This is a genomic window from Plantactinospora sp. B5E13, assembly GCF_039871775.1.
Lineage (GTDB): Bacteria > Actinomycetota > Actinomycetes > Mycobacteriales > Micromonosporaceae > Plantactinospora.
Genome location: NZ_JBDPLT010000010.1, coordinates 144313 through 159806 on the forward strand (window position 1 = coordinate 144313; position 15494 = coordinate 159806).

The 15494-nt window shown below is 70.5% G+C and carries 14 protein-coding genes; 7 read left to right on the top strand and 7 right to left on the bottom strand.

The window, feature by feature from the left end:
* Window positions 1-2: 2 nt before the first annotated feature.
* The 4 genes from ABGB05_RS12265 to ybaK form a co-directional block, all read right to left on the bottom strand.
* Window positions 3-1265 carry an ABC transporter permease gene (locus ABGB05_RS12265; RefSeq protein WP_347653365.1) on the bottom strand — a complete coding sequence of 421 codons (1263 nt, stop codon included), beginning with the start codon at window positions 1263-1265 and terminating at the stop codon, window positions 3-5.
* Window positions 1262-2131, bottom strand: a complete 870-nt coding sequence (locus ABGB05_RS12270; RefSeq protein WP_347653366.1) for an ATP-binding cassette domain-containing protein — start codon at window positions 2129-2131, stop codon at window positions 1262-1264. The genes ABGB05_RS12265 and ABGB05_RS12270 overlap by 4 nt, the downstream gene beginning before the upstream one ends.
* Before the next feature lie 215 nt (window positions 2132-2346).
* Complete coding sequence (locus tag ABGB05_RS12275) at window positions 2347-3435, bottom strand: substrate-binding domain-containing protein (protein WP_347653367.1); 1089 nt, start codon at window positions 3433-3435, stop codon at window positions 2347-2349.
* Window positions 3436-3753: 318 nt separating this feature from the next.
* Window positions 3754-4236, bottom strand: coding sequence for a Cys-tRNA(Pro) deacylase (ybaK, locus tag ABGB05_RS12280; protein ID WP_347653368.1), 483 nt, complete (start codon window positions 4234-4236; stop codon window positions 3754-3756).
* A gap of 181 nt (window positions 4237-4417) precedes the next feature.
* Between ybaK and ABGB05_RS12285 the strand changes: the two genes are divergently transcribed.
* The 4 genes from ABGB05_RS12285 to ABGB05_RS12300 are packed head-to-tail and all read left to right on the top strand — an operon-like array spanning window position 4418 to window position 6814.
* Window positions 4418-4816, top strand: coding sequence for a YbaB/EbfC family nucleoid-associated protein (locus ABGB05_RS12285; RefSeq protein WP_347653369.1), 399 nt, complete (start codon window positions 4418-4420; stop codon window positions 4814-4816).
* Window positions 4803-5123 (top strand): type VII secretion target, encoded by a 321-nt coding sequence (locus tag ABGB05_RS12290; RefSeq protein WP_347653370.1) that lies wholly within the window; start codon window positions 4803-4805, stop codon window positions 5121-5123. Before ABGB05_RS12285 ends, ABGB05_RS12290 begins: the two co-directional genes overlap by 14 nt.
* Window positions 5120-6337, top strand: a complete 1218-nt coding sequence (locus ABGB05_RS12295; RefSeq protein ID WP_347653371.1) for a hypothetical protein — start codon at window positions 5120-5122, stop codon at window positions 6335-6337. Before ABGB05_RS12290 ends, ABGB05_RS12295 begins: the two co-directional genes overlap by 4 nt.
* An 18-nt stretch (window positions 6338-6355) precedes the next feature.
* On the top strand, window positions 6356-6814 hold the full coding sequence (locus tag ABGB05_RS12300; RefSeq protein WP_347653372.1) for a SitI3 family protein: 459 nt from the start codon (window positions 6356-6358) through the stop codon (window positions 6812-6814).
* 61 nt (window positions 6815-6875) lie between these two features.
* Here ABGB05_RS12300 and ABGB05_RS12305 read toward each other — a convergent pair whose 3' ends face one another.
* Together ABGB05_RS12305 and ABGB05_RS12310 are read right to left on the bottom strand one after the other, a co-directional pair.
* Window positions 6876-7478, bottom strand: coding sequence for a VOC family protein (locus tag ABGB05_RS12305; RefSeq protein ID WP_347653373.1), 603 nt, complete (start codon window positions 7476-7478; stop codon window positions 6876-6878).
* Between the two features lie 162 nt (window positions 7479-7640).
* A complete protein-coding gene (locus tag ABGB05_RS12310; RefSeq protein ID WP_347653374.1) occupies window positions 7641-8885 on the bottom strand; it encodes a class I SAM-dependent methyltransferase in 1245 nt (414 codons plus the stop codon).
* Between the two features lie 260 nt (window positions 8886-9145).
* Here ABGB05_RS12310 and groES point away from each other — a divergent pair, with 260 nt between their 5' ends.
* The 3 genes from groES to ABGB05_RS12325 all read left to right on the top strand — a co-directional run bounded on the left by groES (window position 9146) and on the right by ABGB05_RS12325 (window position 13181).
* Window positions 9146-9460: a co-chaperone GroES gene (groES, locus tag ABGB05_RS12315; protein WP_089012574.1), complete on the top strand. Its 315-nt coding sequence runs from the start codon at window positions 9146-9148 to the stop codon at window positions 9458-9460.
* Window positions 9461-9539: 79 nt separating this feature from the next.
* A complete protein-coding gene (gene groL / locus ABGB05_RS12320; protein WP_347653375.1) occupies window positions 9540-11183 on the top strand; it encodes a chaperonin GroEL in 1644 nt (547 codons plus the stop codon).
* A 456-nt stretch (window positions 11184-11639) separates the two neighbouring features.
* Window positions 11640-13181, top strand: coding sequence for a molybdopterin-dependent oxidoreductase (locus ABGB05_RS12325; RefSeq protein ID WP_347653420.1), 1542 nt, complete (start codon window positions 11640-11642; stop codon window positions 13179-13181).
* An 80-nt stretch (window positions 13182-13261) separates the two neighbouring features.
* On the opposite strand, the gene ABGB05_RS12330 is transcribed toward ABGB05_RS12325, so the two are convergent.
* Entirely contained in the window at window positions 13262-15460 is a 2199-nt protein-coding gene (locus ABGB05_RS12330; protein ID WP_347653376.1) for a choice-of-anchor J domain-containing protein, read from the bottom strand.
* Window positions 15461-15494 lie beyond the last annotated feature (34 nt).

The window sequence follows — 15494 nt, forward strand, 5'->3', positions numbered from 1 at the left end:
CCTTATCGGTTACCGGTCGCGGTGGCTCGGCGTCGGGACAGCGCGTCGACGCTGGCGGCGGCCAGCAGCACCAGACCGGTGAAGACGAACTTGACCCCGGAGCTGACGTTCATCAGAGCCATGCCGTTGTCGATGACCGCGATCACGGCGCCACCGAGCACCGCGTCCAGCACCCGTCCCTTGCCTCCGAACAGGCTGGTGCCACCGATCACCGCCGCGCCGACAGCGTAGAGCAGGACGTTGCTTCCGCCGGTGTTGGCATCGACCGAACCGCCCCGGCTGGCCGCGATGATGCCACCGACCGCGGCCATCGAGGAGCAGATGACGAACACCGAGATGCGGATCCGGTCCACGTTGATGCCGGCCCGACGGGCCGCCTCGCGGTTGCCGCCGACCGCGTAGATGTGCCGGCCGTACGCGGTCCGGTGCAGGACGAAGGTCCAGACGACCAGCAGCACGATGATGATCGGTACGACGATCGGTACGCCCCGCAGCGAGATGAGCCGGTTGTGCCCGCGTTCCAGGTTGAGGATGTGGACGGCGATCCCGGCGATCAGCGCCAGTCCACCGATCCGGGCCAGCACGATCGCGAGCGGCTCCACGGCCAGCCCGCGTGCGGTGCGGTTGCGGTAGCGGAGCAGTTGCGCCAGTGCGTAGCCGCCGATCCCGAGCGCCGCCAGGCTCCAGCCGAGCCAGACCGGCATGTTGCGGATCTCGATGGCCCGGATCACCTCGTCGTGCACCGAGACGTTGGTGCCGCCCTTGATGAGCAGCAGGACAACACCCTGGAAGCCGAGGAAGGCGGCGAGGGTGACCACGAAGGACGGGATGCCGACCTTCGCTACCAGGAGCCCGATGACCAGGCCGATGACCACGCCGGTGACGATCGCGGCGAGTACGGCGACGTACCAGGGGAAGCCGCGCAGCGTGACCATCTGGGCCAGTACGGCGGCGCAGACTCCGCTGGCGTAGCCGGCCGAGAGGTCGATCTCGCCGAGCAGCAGGACGAAGACGAGGCCCATCGCGATCACCGTGGTCGCGGCGCCCTGGGTGAAGAGGTTGGCGAAGTTGCCCTCGGTGAAGAAGTTGTCGTGCAGGGTGGAGAAGATCAGGCAGAGCACGAGCAACCCGAGGACCGCCGGCAGGGCGCCCATGTCGCCACCGCGTACCCGGGCCAGGTAGTTCCGGAGGTGGCCGCCGACCGTGGGGGCCGGAGCGGCCGGCACGTCGGCCGGCTTCGCCCCGATCGTGGTGGGGGTGCTCATCTGTCGGCTCCTGCGGTCGTCGCGGTGGGAGGGGTGTCGTCCGGGGCGGCGCCGTCGCCGTCACCGGTGTGCTCGGCACCGCCGTTGGTGCCGTTACCGTTGCCGTTCTCCCCGGTGAGGCCGAGGCCGCCACTGCGGCCGGCGGTGATCAGCTCGACCACCTGGGCGTGGGTGACCTCGCTGGTCCGCAGTTGGGCGACCAGTTGTCCGAGGTAGAGCATGGCGATCTGGTCGGAGACGGCGAAGACGTCGTTCATGTTGTGCGAGATCAGCACCACCGCGAGCCCGTTGTCGGCGAGCCGGCGTACGAGTTCGAGGACCTGGGCGGTCTGCGCGACGCCGAGCGCGGCGGTCGGCTCGTCGAGGATGACGACCCGGCTGTTCCAGAGCACCGCCTTGGCGATCGCGACGGTCTGGCGTTGCCCGCCGGAGAGGCTGGAGACGTGCTGGCGCAGGGACTTCACGGTACGGACGGAGAGGCCGGCCAGGGTATCGGCGGCCATCTGCTCCATGGTGGGGTCGTCCAGGACGAGACCGCGGCGCTTTTCCCGACCGAGGAACATGTTCTGCACGATGTCGAGGTTGTCGCAGAGCGCGAGATCCTGGTAGACGACCTCGATGCCCAGGCTGGCGGCGTCCCGGGGGCTGTTGATGTGCACCGGTCGACCGTCGAAGATGACCTCACCGCCGTCCGGCGGATGGATGCCGCTGATGCATTTGACCAGGGTGGACTTGCCGGCGCCGTTGTCGCCGACGAGTGCGGTGACCTCGCCCGCGTGCACGGTGAGGTCGACGGCGCGCAGGACCTGTACGGGACCGAAACTCTTGTCGATCCCGCGCAGCTCCAGCAGGGGTGTCGCGGACACGGTGGTCTCCTTCGCAAGGGGGTGTCCGATCGCGGGTCCGGTCAGGGGTCCGGTCGATCGTGGTCCCGCCGTTGGGGCGCGCCGACGGCGGGCGTGGGTGGCCTGTGCCGACGCGTCGCGACCGACGGGGATCCGGACGAGCGGCGCCACCGGTGTGGGTGCACACCGGCGGCGCCGCCTGTCAGCGGGCCGGCTGGGCCGACATCATCGGAGGATCAGCTGATGCCGGCCTCGGTGCAGAGGGTGGCGAACTTGTCGGCGCAGAGCTCGTCCTTGGTGACGTAGCCGTCCGCGACGACGTCCTTGACGTTGTCCTTGTAGATCGCCTTCGGTTCGAGCAGCACCGACGGGACGTCCCGGTTGCCCTGCGGGTCCTTCACCGTCTGGCTGGTCTGCTTCCGCTCGCCCTTGGCCAGCGCGATCGCCAGTTCGGCGGCGGCGTCGGCCTCCTGCTTGACCGCCTTGTAGACGGTCATGCACTGGTCGCCGGCGAGGATGTTCTGCAGGCCCTGCACGCTGGCGTCCTGGCCGGTCACCGGGACCTTGCCGTTCAGCTTGTTCTTCTTCAGGATCGAGATGGCCGAGTTGCCCAGCGTGTCGTTCGCGGCGAGCACACCGTCGATCTTGCCGTTCTGCTGGGTCACCATCTGCTCGAAGATGGTGGTCGCCTGGGCACCGTCCCAGCCGGGCACCCACTGGTCCGGGCCCTTGACGTACTCCTTGGCGTCGTACTTGGCCTTGAGCACGCCCTCGTAGCCGTTCTTGAACAGCGTGGCGTTGTTGTCGGTCTCGGCGCCGTTCAGCGTCGCGATGACGGGGTTCTGGACGTTCTTCTCGGTCAGGCACTTGACCAGGCCCTCGCCCTGGAGTTGGCCGACCTTCACGTTGTCGAAGCTGACGTAGTACTCCGCCGAGCCGCCCAGGGTCAGCCGGTCGTAGTCGATGGTCAGCACGCCCTGGCTCTTGGCCTTGTCCAGGACCGCCTTGCCGGTGCCGGAGTCCAGGTTGACGATCATGAGCACGTTCACGCCGTTGGTCATCATCTGCTCGGCGATGGTCTGGAACTGCGCCTTGTCGTTCTGGGCGTTCTGGATCGTGTAGTCGACGCCGGCGGCCTTGAACGCGGCCTCCAGGTACCTGCGGTCCGCGGTCTCCCAGCGGTCGGAGGAGGCGCTGTCCGGAAGGATGACGCCGATCTTCGGCTTCGCGGTCTCACCGCCGCTGCCGGAGTCGTCGCCACAGGCGGCGAGGCCACCCGTGGTCAGCAGGCCGACTGCGGCGATGGTGAGGATCCCTCTGCGCATTGCACGGGTCCTTTCGGGGTGGGTGGTGTCTCAGGTCGGGCTGTGCGGTGGTACCCCGATCGGACCGACGCCCCGGATGGGTGGCCGTCGGTCCGCCTCACTTTTGTTGTGTCCGGCAACGTATGGCGCCCGAGGTCACCGGGGCAAGAGAACCACGGCGATGAGTTTGTTGGAGGCGATAACAATTCGGCAACGTGGCCGACATCCCGGGCGGGAGACACCGGGCCGGCGGGGGTGGATAGGGCGCGGTGCGGCGCGGGCCCGTCCGTGACGACCACGGGCCGTCCGTGACGACGAGGGCCTGGAGAACCGGCGGTCTCAGCCGGCGGTGGCCAGCGGTGCGGTGCGCGCGGCGGTGAGCCGGATCAGGTCCGCCGGGCTGATCTCCAGTTGGAGACCCCGGCGACCGGCCGAGACGTAGACCGTGGCGAACCGCTCGGCGGAGGCGTCGACCACGGTGGGCAGTCGTTTGCGCTGGCCGAGCGGGCTGATTCCACCCCGGACGTAGCCCGTGGTCCGCTCGGCCAGGGCGCGGTCGGCCAGCGCGGCCCGCTTGCCACCCACCGCCGAGGCCAGCGACTTGAGGTCCAGTTCGCCGGTGACCGGTACGACCGCCACGGTCAACCCGCCGTCGACCTCGGCGACCAGCGACTTGAAGACCCGTTCCGGCGGTACGCCGAGCGCGGCGGCCACCTCGGCACCGTAGTTCGGGGTGTCCGGGGCGACGTCGTACGGGTGCAGCGTGTGCGGCACCCGCTGCCGGGTCAGCAGCGCGGTCGCCGGAGTCCCCTTGCCCGCCACGGCCGTACCCTACCGCCGCCCGTGCCGGGGTCGGCACCGGCGGGCCCTGCCGGTCGGTCGTCCCCGGAGATCCGGCCGCGATGGCGGCCGGCGGCGGAGCCTGGGCGTTGCGTCCCGGCGATAGCATCCGTCTCACCAGGGTTCGATGTCGGCCGATGGCTGACGTTCGGAAGGGGTGACCGTGCTGGGGGACGAGGACCTCGACGCCGCCGAACGCTGGGTCGACAACTGGGAGTCGGGGTTGGCGGAGCGGCTGCGGCAGACCCGTGAGCTGTCCCAGCGGGTGTCGGCGTTGACCGTGACCGTGCACAGCGATGACGGGCTGGTCGAGATGACGGTCGGATCGTCGGGTGCGGTCACCGGCCTGCGGCTGGACGAGAGGATCCGCCGTCAGCCGGCGGACCGGACCGCGGAGCAGATCCTCGCCGTGTTGCGGCAGGCGACGACGGAGCTGGCCGCCCAGGTCGCCCGGGTCACCGAGGAGACCGTCGGCACCGACAACGAGACCGGCCGGGCCGTGGTCGCGTCGTTCACCAGCCGAATCGTGCCGGACGACGGAAGCGGCCATGGCCGCCGGTGACGAATTCCGGGTCACCGCCGCCGATCTCCGCGCGCACGCCGGCCACCTCGACCAGGTGGCGGACGATCTGGCGACGGCCAAGCAGGCCGGCGACACGACCACGCCGGGACCCGAGGCGTACGGCCGGCTCTGCGTGATCGTGCCGATGCTGCTCGGGCGTCTGCAGTCGGTCCTGACGGACGGCATCGAGGCGGCGGTGCAGTCGGTGCGGGACACCGGCGGACGGGTGCGTTCGGCAGCTGACGACTACCGGGCGACCGACGAGGCCAGTTCGGCCAAACTCGACCGGATCCGAGGGCCGCGATGAGCGTCAACCCGCTGGTGGCGACGCCGGAGAACGTCTCGCCGAGTCCGTGGTCCGGAATCTGGATCGCCGAGGACATCGAACTGCTCATCCAGGGCATCGAGAACGGCAGCTGGGTCGACGGCATCCTCGGCGGCGTCAGCGCCGGGTTGGACGCTCTCGCCCTGGTCAGCGACCCGGCCGGTGTCCTGCTGCAGTACGGCATCGCCTGGTTGATCGAACACGTCAAACCGTTGAGCGAGGCGCTGGACTGGCTGGCCGGTGACCCGGCGCAGATCGCCGCGTACGCCCAGACCTGGCGCAACGTGGCCGGCTCACTGCGGGAGAGCACCGCGGATCTCGCCCAGCAGGTCCGGATGGACGTCTCCGACTGGACGGGTAGTGCCGGGGACGCCTACCGCGCGTGGGCGAAGGAGCAGCAGGACGCGATCTCCGGCCTCGCCAAGGCCGCCGACACGATGGCTGTCGCAACCGAGAGCGCGGGTCAGCTGATCGCCGGAGTGCGGACGATGGTCCGGGACGCGATCGCCGCGCTGGTCTCCAGACTCGTGGTCTACGCCGCCGAACTGCTGGCCACCGGTGGGTTCGCCGCCCCGGTGGTGGTGGAGCAGGCCGCCACCCTCATCGCCTCCTGGGGTGCGAAAATAGCCCGCTGGCTGCGCGCCCTGTTGAGCAGCCTGCGGAAGTTCGCATCTCTTGTCGGTCGCCTCGACGAACTCGTCGCGGCCCTGAAGAAGATCCTGGAACGGTTGCGCCGAGGACTCGGCAAAGGAGGTGGGAAGGGCACCACCAACCCTTCGAAGAAACCCGACCCCAACGCCAAGCCGCGCGGCGAACGGACCGAGGCGCACCCGACCAGGAAGAAGGACCGAGGGCTGCGCCGGGAGAACGAATCGGCCGACACCCTCGCTGAGAACGGCTACGACGTCGAGCAGAATCCGCCTCCCAAACCGAACGGCAAGGAGCCGGACTACAAAATTGAAGGAGAATATTTCGACTGTTTCGCTCCGGATTCCGATAAGCTCGACCAGATTCGCAAGGGGATCAGCCGGAAAGTAGCCGATGGGCAGGCTGATCGGATCATCCTGAACCTCGACGACTGTCCGCGTTCTGCAGAGGAAATCGCGGAGATACTACGGCGTAAGCCTATCGAAGGGCTACAGGAGATCAAGGTCATCAAAGATGGCGAAGTTATCCAGTTCTATCCGTTCGACTAGTGGGTTGGACGCCTCCTCATGGCATTGGAATACGTGCTGTACGCCTCTGCGGATGTCACCACCGAAGAGCTTCTCTCGTTCATGGCGAACGCGACCGGCGGTGAGATCTCAGGTAACTACGTCCGACGGGGTGCCCTCGACGTGACCGCCTACCGGGATGATCCGGATGATCCGGCCCCGGTCGCCGAGATGCTCGGGTTCACACACCGGGTCACCGCGACGTACCGGCTCTCGAACCGGGCGACCCCCGATGCACGTGACGAAGCGGCCCGGGTGATGATTCGGTCGGCGCTGACCTTCTTCGCCCACTATCCAGCCGATGGCGTGCTCCTGTTCAACGACTCGCGGATCATCCTGCAGCGGCTGAACGGGCCCGTGGTCGTCGACCATGAGTGGGAGGACTGGACGGACGTGCCGGGCATGCGGCAGCTGATCGCCGGGATCGAGACCCGCCGTCTGGCCCAGCCGTTGCTCTGAACCGCGCCTTCCACGACACGCCTGCTCCGCCGGAACGGCACTGACCGGACCAGTAGGGCGGTCAGTTGTCGAGACCGGCCGCCCGGGCCATGTGGTCGGCGTACCAGGTCGGCCAGTCGGGGTCCTCGTGGCCGAGTTCCGCCTCGTACCGGCCGTGTGCGTCGGAGGCGTCGCGCAACGCTGCGGTCAGCTGCTCCCGGGAGTCGTAGACGACGTGGCTGATCCGTCCCGGCATCCGGCTGGTGACCTCCTGGAGGACAAAACCGTTGCCGTCCGGGTCCTCAAACGACAGGAACGACGCGTACGACTTCCGCTCCGGATCCGGGCCGGCGATCCGGTTGCGGTCGCCGGCGTGGTGGAACGCGCCATCGGCGTCGTGGAAGACCTCGCTCACCTCGATCCCCCGGGCGACGAGCTTCGCCCGGGCCGCGTCGATGTCGTCGACGACCAGGTGGACGCCCTGGGCCGAGCCGGGCGTGGCGTCGGTGATCCCGCTGCCGATGGTGATCGAGGCGGTCGAGCCGGGCGGGGTGAACTGGACGACCCGGAAGCCGTCCGGGCCGGCGAAGTCGATGTCCTCCCGGAAGCCGAGCCGGGTGTAGAACTCCTTGGCCCGGTCGACGTCGCTCACCGGCAGTACGACGATCTCGAGTTTGAGGTCCATGGTCCGCAGCTCCTCCGCTGTCCGTCCGCCGTGCGACGCGACGGCTGTCCGCCCGCCCGGCGACGGCTGTCCGTCCGCCCTGTGACGGTCGCGTCGCCAGCACCGGAATCCCTGCCATCCGCCCCGGTCAAACGTGCGGGGGAGGACCCGATCGGGGGACGGTCAGCGGACCGGGTGGCAGAGCAGCACGGTCGGCGCGTCGGCGACCCGGGTGAGCACCAGGCTGGCTGACTCCGGACCGCTCAGCCGCAGGTCGCGGCGGAGCCGTTCCGGTTCCAGCGCGGAACCGCGCTTCAGGATCTCCACCCGGCCGACCGCCCGGTCCCGGAGTAGGGCGCGGAGCCGCTTGAGCGAGAACGGCAGCACGTCGACCACCTCCAGACAGCGGGCGTACGGGGTCGGCACGGCGCGGTCGGCGTAGACGTACGCGATCTCCGGGTCGGCGAGGGTGCCGTCGACGGTGTCGGCGAACTGGGCGACCAGGTGGGAGCGGACCACCGCGCCGTCCGGGTCGTACAGGTAGCGGCGGACCGGGCCGACCGGTGCCCGGCCCGTCCCGGGGCCGGTGAGGTCGTGGGCCACCGGGCCGGCCAGCACCGTCGCCCGGCGGGGTACGTCGGCGAGCGGGCCGCACCAGACGGCCGCCTCGACCAGGTCGCCGTCGACGCTGACCCACTCGGCCTCCGCCCCGGCCGGCAGCACCGCGTGGTCGATGCCCGGGGCGACCTTGAAGACCGTCCGGGGCACCCGTTCGGCGAGCCCGAGCAGGAAGTCCCAGGGCGGCGAGTAGGCGGCCGGGTCGAAGACCCGGCGACCGGTGCCGGCCCGGCGTCGGGCCGGGTCGCAGAAGACCGCGTCGACCGGGTCGCCGCCGAACCGGGTGGCGCCGAACCGGGTGGCGCCGAACCGGGTGACGTCGAACTGGGTGACGTCGAACCGGGTGGCGTCGCCGGTGGTGACCGTGAACCGGTCGGCCACCCCGGTCGCCTCGGCGTTCGCGGCGGCCATCGCCGCGGTCAACGGGTCGGCCTCCACGCCGTACACCCGGATGCCGGTCCGGGCGGCGGCGATGGCGTCCGCGCCGAGACCGCAACCGACGTCGACCATGGTGCGGACCCCGGCGGCGCGTAACCGGGCGGCGCGGCGTGCCGCGACCGGGCCCCGGGTGGCCTGTTCCAGCCCGGCCCGGGTGAAGTACATCCCGGCGGCGTCCGGTCCGAACTTGCCGACCGCCCGGCGGCGCAGCTCGGCCTGGGTGAGCGCGGCGGCGGCCAGGCCGGCGGGGACGCCGGCGGCCCGCAGCGTGGCCGCCGCGAGCAGCGGATCACCGTCGGTCAGTTTCGCCGCCGTGGCCAGCGCGGTCTCCCCGTCCGGGGTACGCAGGGCAGCCAGCAGGTCGAGATCCACCGGCTCATTGTGGCGGTCCGGCCCTGGCGGGTGCCCCACCGGAGTGTGTCGGGTTGGCACTCTCCTTGACGGAGTGCTAGTTGCCGGCATAACCTCCGGTTAGCACTCTCAAGCCGAGGGTGCCAGTTTCCGGGCTCCGGTCCGGAGGCTGAACGCCAGGCGGACCGGCACCCGCGACGACGGACCCGCCCGGTGGCATGTGGCAGATCAACGCCGGTCGGCGTGCCGACCGGCACAGAAACCAAGTACCCCAGGAGGGTATGCCCGTGACTACCGCGACCAAGGTTGCGATCAAGCCGCTCGAGGACCGGATCCTGGTCCAGGCGAACGAGGCTGAGACGACCACGGCGTCGGGCATCGTGATCCCCGACACCGCCAAGGAGAAGCCGCAGGAGGGCACCGTCCTCGCTGTCGGCCCGGGCCGCGTCGACGACAAGGGCAACCGGATCCCGGTTGACGTCAAGGTCGGCGACACGGTCATCTACTCGAAGTACGGCGGCACCGAGGTCAAGTACGCCGGCGAGGAGTACCTGGTGCTCTCCGCCCGCGACGTCCTCGCCGTCATCGAGAAGTGATCTGACCGATCCAGTGACGCTGCCCCGGACCGGCCCCGCCGGGCCGGGGCAGCGCTGCGTGAAGGGACTTTGTTAACAGATGGCGAAGATCCTGAGCTTCTCGGACGACGCCCGGCACCTGCTCGAGCACGGTGTCAACACGCTCGCGGACACGGTCAAGGTCACTCTCGGCCCGCGCGGGCGCAACGTCGTCCTGGACAAGAAGTTCGGTGCTCCGACGATCACCAACGACGGCGTGACCATCGCCAAGGAGATCGAACTCAGCAACCCGTACGAGAACCTCGGCGCGCAGCTGGTCAAGGAGGTGGCGACGAAGACCAACGACGTCGCCGGCGACGGGACCACCACCGCGACCGTGCTCGCCCAGGCGCTGGTCCGGGAGGGCCTGCGCAACGTCGCGGCCGGTGCCGGCCCGGCCTCGCTCAAGCGGGGCATCGACGCGGCCGCCGCGAAGGTCTCCGAGGCGCTGCTGGAGAAGGCGGTCGAGGTCGGCGGCCGGGAGTCGGTGGCGAACGTCGCCACCATCTCCGCCCAGGACGCCACCATCGGCAACCTGATCGCCGAGGCGATGGAGAAGGTCGGCCGGGACGGTGTGATCACCGTCGAGGAGGGCTCCACCCTCGCCACCGAGCTGGAGGTCACCGAAGGCCTGCAGTTCGACAAGGGCTTCATCTCGCCGAACTTCGTCACCGACACGGAGGCGCAGGAGGCGGTCCTCGACGAGCCGTACATCCTGATCACCACCCAGAAGATCTCCTCGATCGAAGAGCTGCTGCCGCTGCTGGAGAAGGTCGTCCAGACCGGCAAGCCGCTGCTGATCGTCGCCGAGGACGTCGAGGGCCAGGCGCTCTCCACCCTGGTGGTCAACTCGATCCGCAAGACCCTGAAGGTCTGCGCGGTGAAGGCGCCCGGCTTCGGTGACCGCCGCAAGGCGATGCTGCAGGACATGGCGATCCTCACCGGTGGCGAGGTGGTCGCCCCCGAGCTCGGCTACAAGCTCGAGTCGGTCGGCCTCGAGGTGCTGGGCAGCGCCCGGCGGATCGTGGTCGACAAGGACAACACCACCGTGGTCGACGGCCGTGGCCGGGACACCGAGGTCACCGACCGGATCACCCAGATCCGCAAGGAGATCGAGGCCTCGGACTCCGACTGGGACCGGGAGAAGCTGCAGGAGCGGCTGGCCAAGCTCTCCGGCGGGATCGCCGTGATCAAGGCCGGTGGGGCGACCGAGGTCGAGATGAAGGAGCGCAAGCACCGCATCGAGGACGCGATCTCCGCCACCAAGGCCGCGGTCGAGGAGGGCACCGTGCCCGGCGGCGGCGCCGCGCTGACCCAGATCGTCTCGGTGCTCGACGGTGACCTGGGCCTGACCGGCGACGAGAAGGTCGGGGTGTCGATCGTCCGCAAGGCGCTCGTCGAGCCGCTGCGGTGGATCGCGCAGAACGCCGGACACGACGGCTACGTGGTCGTGCAGAAGGTCGCCGAGAGCGGCTGGGGCACCGGCCTGGACGCCGCCAACGGCGAGTACGTCGACCTGGTCAAGTCCGGCATCATCGACCCGGTCAAGGTGACCCGCAACGCGGTCACCAACGCCGCCTCGATCGCCGGCCTGCTGCTCACCACCGAGAGCCTGGTGGTGGAGAAGCCGGAAAAGGCCGAGCCGGCCGCCGACGGCCACGGGCACGGTCACGGCCACGGCCACCAGCACGGCCCCGGCTTCTGACCTGACGCCCCCGCGGCCCGGCGACCCCCGACGGGGTTGACGACGTCGCGGACCGGCACCGCCGGACAACCGACAAGATCCGCGTGCTCAGGGGTACGGCCCCGGAGCGCCGCCACCCCGGCGGCGTTCCCCGGGACCGCCCTGGCCACGCGGATCTGTCGTCTGTCGGTCACCTCCCGCCCGTGGGGCGGTTGTTCCTCGTGGTGCCCGTCGGCCGGTTGTTCCTCGTGGTGCCCGTCGGCCAGTTGTTACGGAACACTTATCGCCGTTGCGGCCCGCTACCAGGCGGATCCGTCGGCCGGCGACACTGGTGCGGTGAGCACCACCTCGGGGCAGGACCCCGACAGCACCGAGCCGTCGCCTCAGCAGCCGGCAGGCTCCGGGCCGCCGGCGTCGGGACGACCGTCGTCCGGATCGCGGCCATCCGGGGCGGGATGGTTCGCCGCCCTGGCCGGGGTGACCAGCGCCGCCGTGGCGGTCGGCAGCGCCGAGGCGGTGGCGGTACTGACCGGCCCGCGTTCCGCGCCGCTGGTCGCGGTCGGCGGCGCCGTGGTCGACCTCGCCCCCGCACCCCTCAAACAGTTCGCCACCGACGTCTTCTACGTCTACGACAAGATCGCCCTGCTGATCGGCACCGCCGTGCTCCTCGGCGGGTTCGCGGCACTGATCGGGCTGGTCGCGATCCGCTCCCTGCGGCTCGGGTACGCCGGCGTCGGGGCCTTCGCCGTACTCGGTGCGGTGGCGGCGCTGACCCGACCCGGCGCCGGCCCGGCCGCCGCACTGCCCGCACTGATCGGCGCCGCCCTGGCCGCCGGACTGCTCCGACTCCTCCTCGCCGGCCCGCTCGGCGCCCCGCTGCTCCGGACCCCGAACGGCGAGACTCCGCCGGGCCGGGCTCCGACCGACCGGCCTGCCGCGGCCGGCGTGGACCGGGAGGGGCGGCGGCGGTTCCTGACCGGCGTCGGATACGCCCTCGGGGCGGCGGCGGTCGCCGGCTTCGGCGGGCGTTGGGCCGCCACCCGGCGCGGGGTCACCGAGGCCCGCTCGGCGGTACGACTGCCCGCCCCGGCCAGCCCGGCCCCGCCGGTGCCGCCCGGCGCCGAACTGGGCGTGCCGCAACTGTCGTCGTACGTCACGCCGAACCGGGACTTCTACCGGATCGACACCGCGCTGGCCGTACCGCAGGTGGATCCGGAACGGTGGCGGCTGCGGATCCACGGTCGGGTCCGCAACCCGATCACGCTCAGCTTCGCCGACCTGCTCGCCCGGCCGATGATCGAGCGGCACATCACCCTGGCCTGCGTCTCGAACGAGGTCGGCGGCGACCTGATCGGCAACGCCCGCTGGCTCGGCGTACCGCTCGGGCCGCTGCTCACCGAGGCGGGGCCGCTGGACGGCGCGGACCAGGTGGTGGCGCGCTCGGTCGACGGCTGGACCTGCGGCAGTCCGACCTCGGTGCTCACCGACGGCCGGGACGCGATGCTGGCGGTCGGCATGAACGGCGAACCGTTGCCGATCAGGCACGGCTTCCCGGTCCGGGTCGTGGTGCCCGGACTGTACGGCTACGTCTCCGCCTGCAAGTGGGTGGTGGAACTGGAGCTCACCAGCTTCGCCGACTTCGACGCGTACTGGGTGCCCCGGGGCTGGTCGGCACAGGGACCGATCAAGACCCAGTCCCGGATCGACACCCCGGGCGGCGGCCGGCCGTTGACCGCCGGAACGGTCACCGTCGCCGGGGTCGCCTGGGCCCAGCACGTCGGCATCCGGCGGGTGGAGGTGCGGGTCGACGACGGGGACTGGCAGCCGGCGACCCTGGCCGCCACGGTCTCGACCGACACGTGGGTGCAGTGGTCGTGGCGCTGGGCTGCGACCCCGGGCGAGCACACCCTCCAGGTACGGGCCACCGACGCCACCGGCGCGGTGCAGACCGGGCAGCGGCGTCCGGTCGACCCCGACGGGGCCACCGGCTGGCACACCGTCCAGGTGACGGTCCGCTGACCTGATCAGCGGATACGGAAGGGCCCCTTCCACGTCACCGGCTGTCGTCCGGCGACGGGAAGGGGCCCGTCCTGGTGTGCTCAGCGGCCGCCCGGCTGGGTCACGCCGTTCACCGTCAGGGTGTACGGCGCGAACTGCCCGACCTGCTCGGTCGGCTCGTCGTACGAGACGATCGCGACGACCTGCGGGAAGAGCAGCAGCGGGGCCAGTTCGAGCAGGCCCAGCTTGACGCCGTTCTTGGTGCTGTAGTCACGCTGCAGCACGATCGAGTGCTTCGCGTCGATGCCGATCAGCCGCAGGTTCCAGCCCGCCACCGTGGTCGGCTTGACCTCGGTGATCGAGTCGAACGGGGTGAGGCTGGCGCCGTCGCTGAGCGTGGTGCCGCCGACGGCGATGTCGTCGATCTTCCAGCCGCCCTCGTTGACGCCGCCGTCGCTGACGTACTGGAAGCCGAGCAGGATCGACGTGCCGGCGTACGCCGAGAGGTCGAACCGGTGCGTCTCGAACCCGTTGGTGGTGCCGTTGAGGGCGGGACCACGCGGCCCGTCGACGGTCCGGTCACCGGGGATCGCGGTGTACGTGGTGCCGCCGTCGGTGGAGACGATCACGTAGCCGTAGTCGTAGCCCGCCTCGGCGCCGTACTTGGCGGCGAAGGTCAGGGTCGGGTCGGCGGTCGGCACGGTCACCTTCACGACCGCGCTGGCGTCGGTGTTGTTCTCGTTGCCGGAGAAGAGCACCGGGTTGCCGGGCCGGTCCGGGTCGTCGCTGGTGACGGTCCAGGCCAGCGGTACGGGCGGCAGCGTCCTGTCGCCGGTGAACTTCAGCGACCGCAGGTCGGAGCCCTTCAGCACCTGGCCCTTGGCGTCGAACAGCGGCAGGTAGTCGGCGCCGTTCGGGGCCGCGCCGGGGGTGGCGTAGGCGGCCGGGTTGGCCAGGTTCACCGTCGAGTTGAGGCTCGCCGAGGTGACCTTCTTCTTGCTGGTGCCGAGGGTGATCCCGAGCCGGCTGTTGCCGACGATCCGGTCGGTCAGCACCATCGTCTGGTAGTCGTGCAGGAACTCGTCGATGTGCTTCTCGCCCTTGGGCTTGAGCAGCGCGGCCACACTGGCCAGGCCCTGCCGCTCACCGTCGCGGTGCAGCTGGGTGAGGATGTCGGCGCCGAACCGGTCCTTCAGGTAGAGCATGAACTCGTACGCGTTGCCGTAGTCGGCCAGCACCGCGGTCGGGTTCGGCGACTCGCCCCACAGGGTCAGCGAGTTCTCCGGCCCGCCGCAGTCCCGCGGGTTCGGGTTGTACGGCGTCTTCACCGTGCCGAAGCCCTGGAAGCAGGCGAGGTGGCCGTCGTAGCCGTACTCCTCGACCGTCTTGGTGCCGTCGACGTAGCCGACCAGCGTCTGGGCGTAGTCGGAGAGGCCCTCGTTGATCCAGGCGGTCTCGGCCGGGTCGGTGTAGTACTGCAGCAGGTGCTGCCACTCGTGGGCGAAGGTGCCCTCGTAGCTGTGCGGCCGGGCGGGGCGGCTGGTGCACGGGTCGCTCGTCGGCTCGTCGGCCGGCGCGGCACCGGTGCGGTGCGCCCAGTCGAACGCGTCGATCGTCATGATGTTGCGGTCGAAGTACTCGTTCAGCTGGCTGGAGAAGAAGCCGGCGATGTACGAGCTGGCGGCGGGGAAGTCGTAGAAGTTGTCGTCCCGCACGTTGTCGACCAGGGTGACGGTCCGGTCGCCGTACCCGGTGAAGTCGCCGGCGATCAGGGCGTTGGTGCCGTCCCGGTCCGGCGGCGTGCTGAAGGCCGCGGTCTCCTTCGGGTACATGTTCGTGTCGAACTCGGTGACCAGCGACGTGACCTGGGCGTCGGTGACCTCGGTGGTGCCCGGGACGGCGTTGCGGCAGTCGCCCTCGGGGAAGGCGAGGTCCTCCGCGACCCAGACCTCGATCTTCTGGCCGATCGCCCGGAGCGTGTAGTTCTTCAGGTACAGCGAGCCGTCGGTGTCGTCGCGGGCCGGCCACGAGCGGACCGTGCCGACCGGCGGGGTCTCGACGGCGACGCTGGCCCGGCGGGCGTTGCGCTGCGGGGCGTACGCCCGCTGGTCGAGCGTCTTGCCGTCGAAGGTGAACTTGTCGCTGGTCAGCCCCATCCGCGGTTCGCCGGGGGAGGCCGGCCGGACGGTCGCCGCCGGGGTGGGCGCCGCACCGGCCGACGTCGGTACGGCGATCAGGGCGAGACCGGGTACGAGGGTCATCGCACCGGTCGCCGCCAGGACGCGTTGTCGTGTCGTCAAGGGTGTTCCTCCTGGCCATGACCCGGTTCGCGTA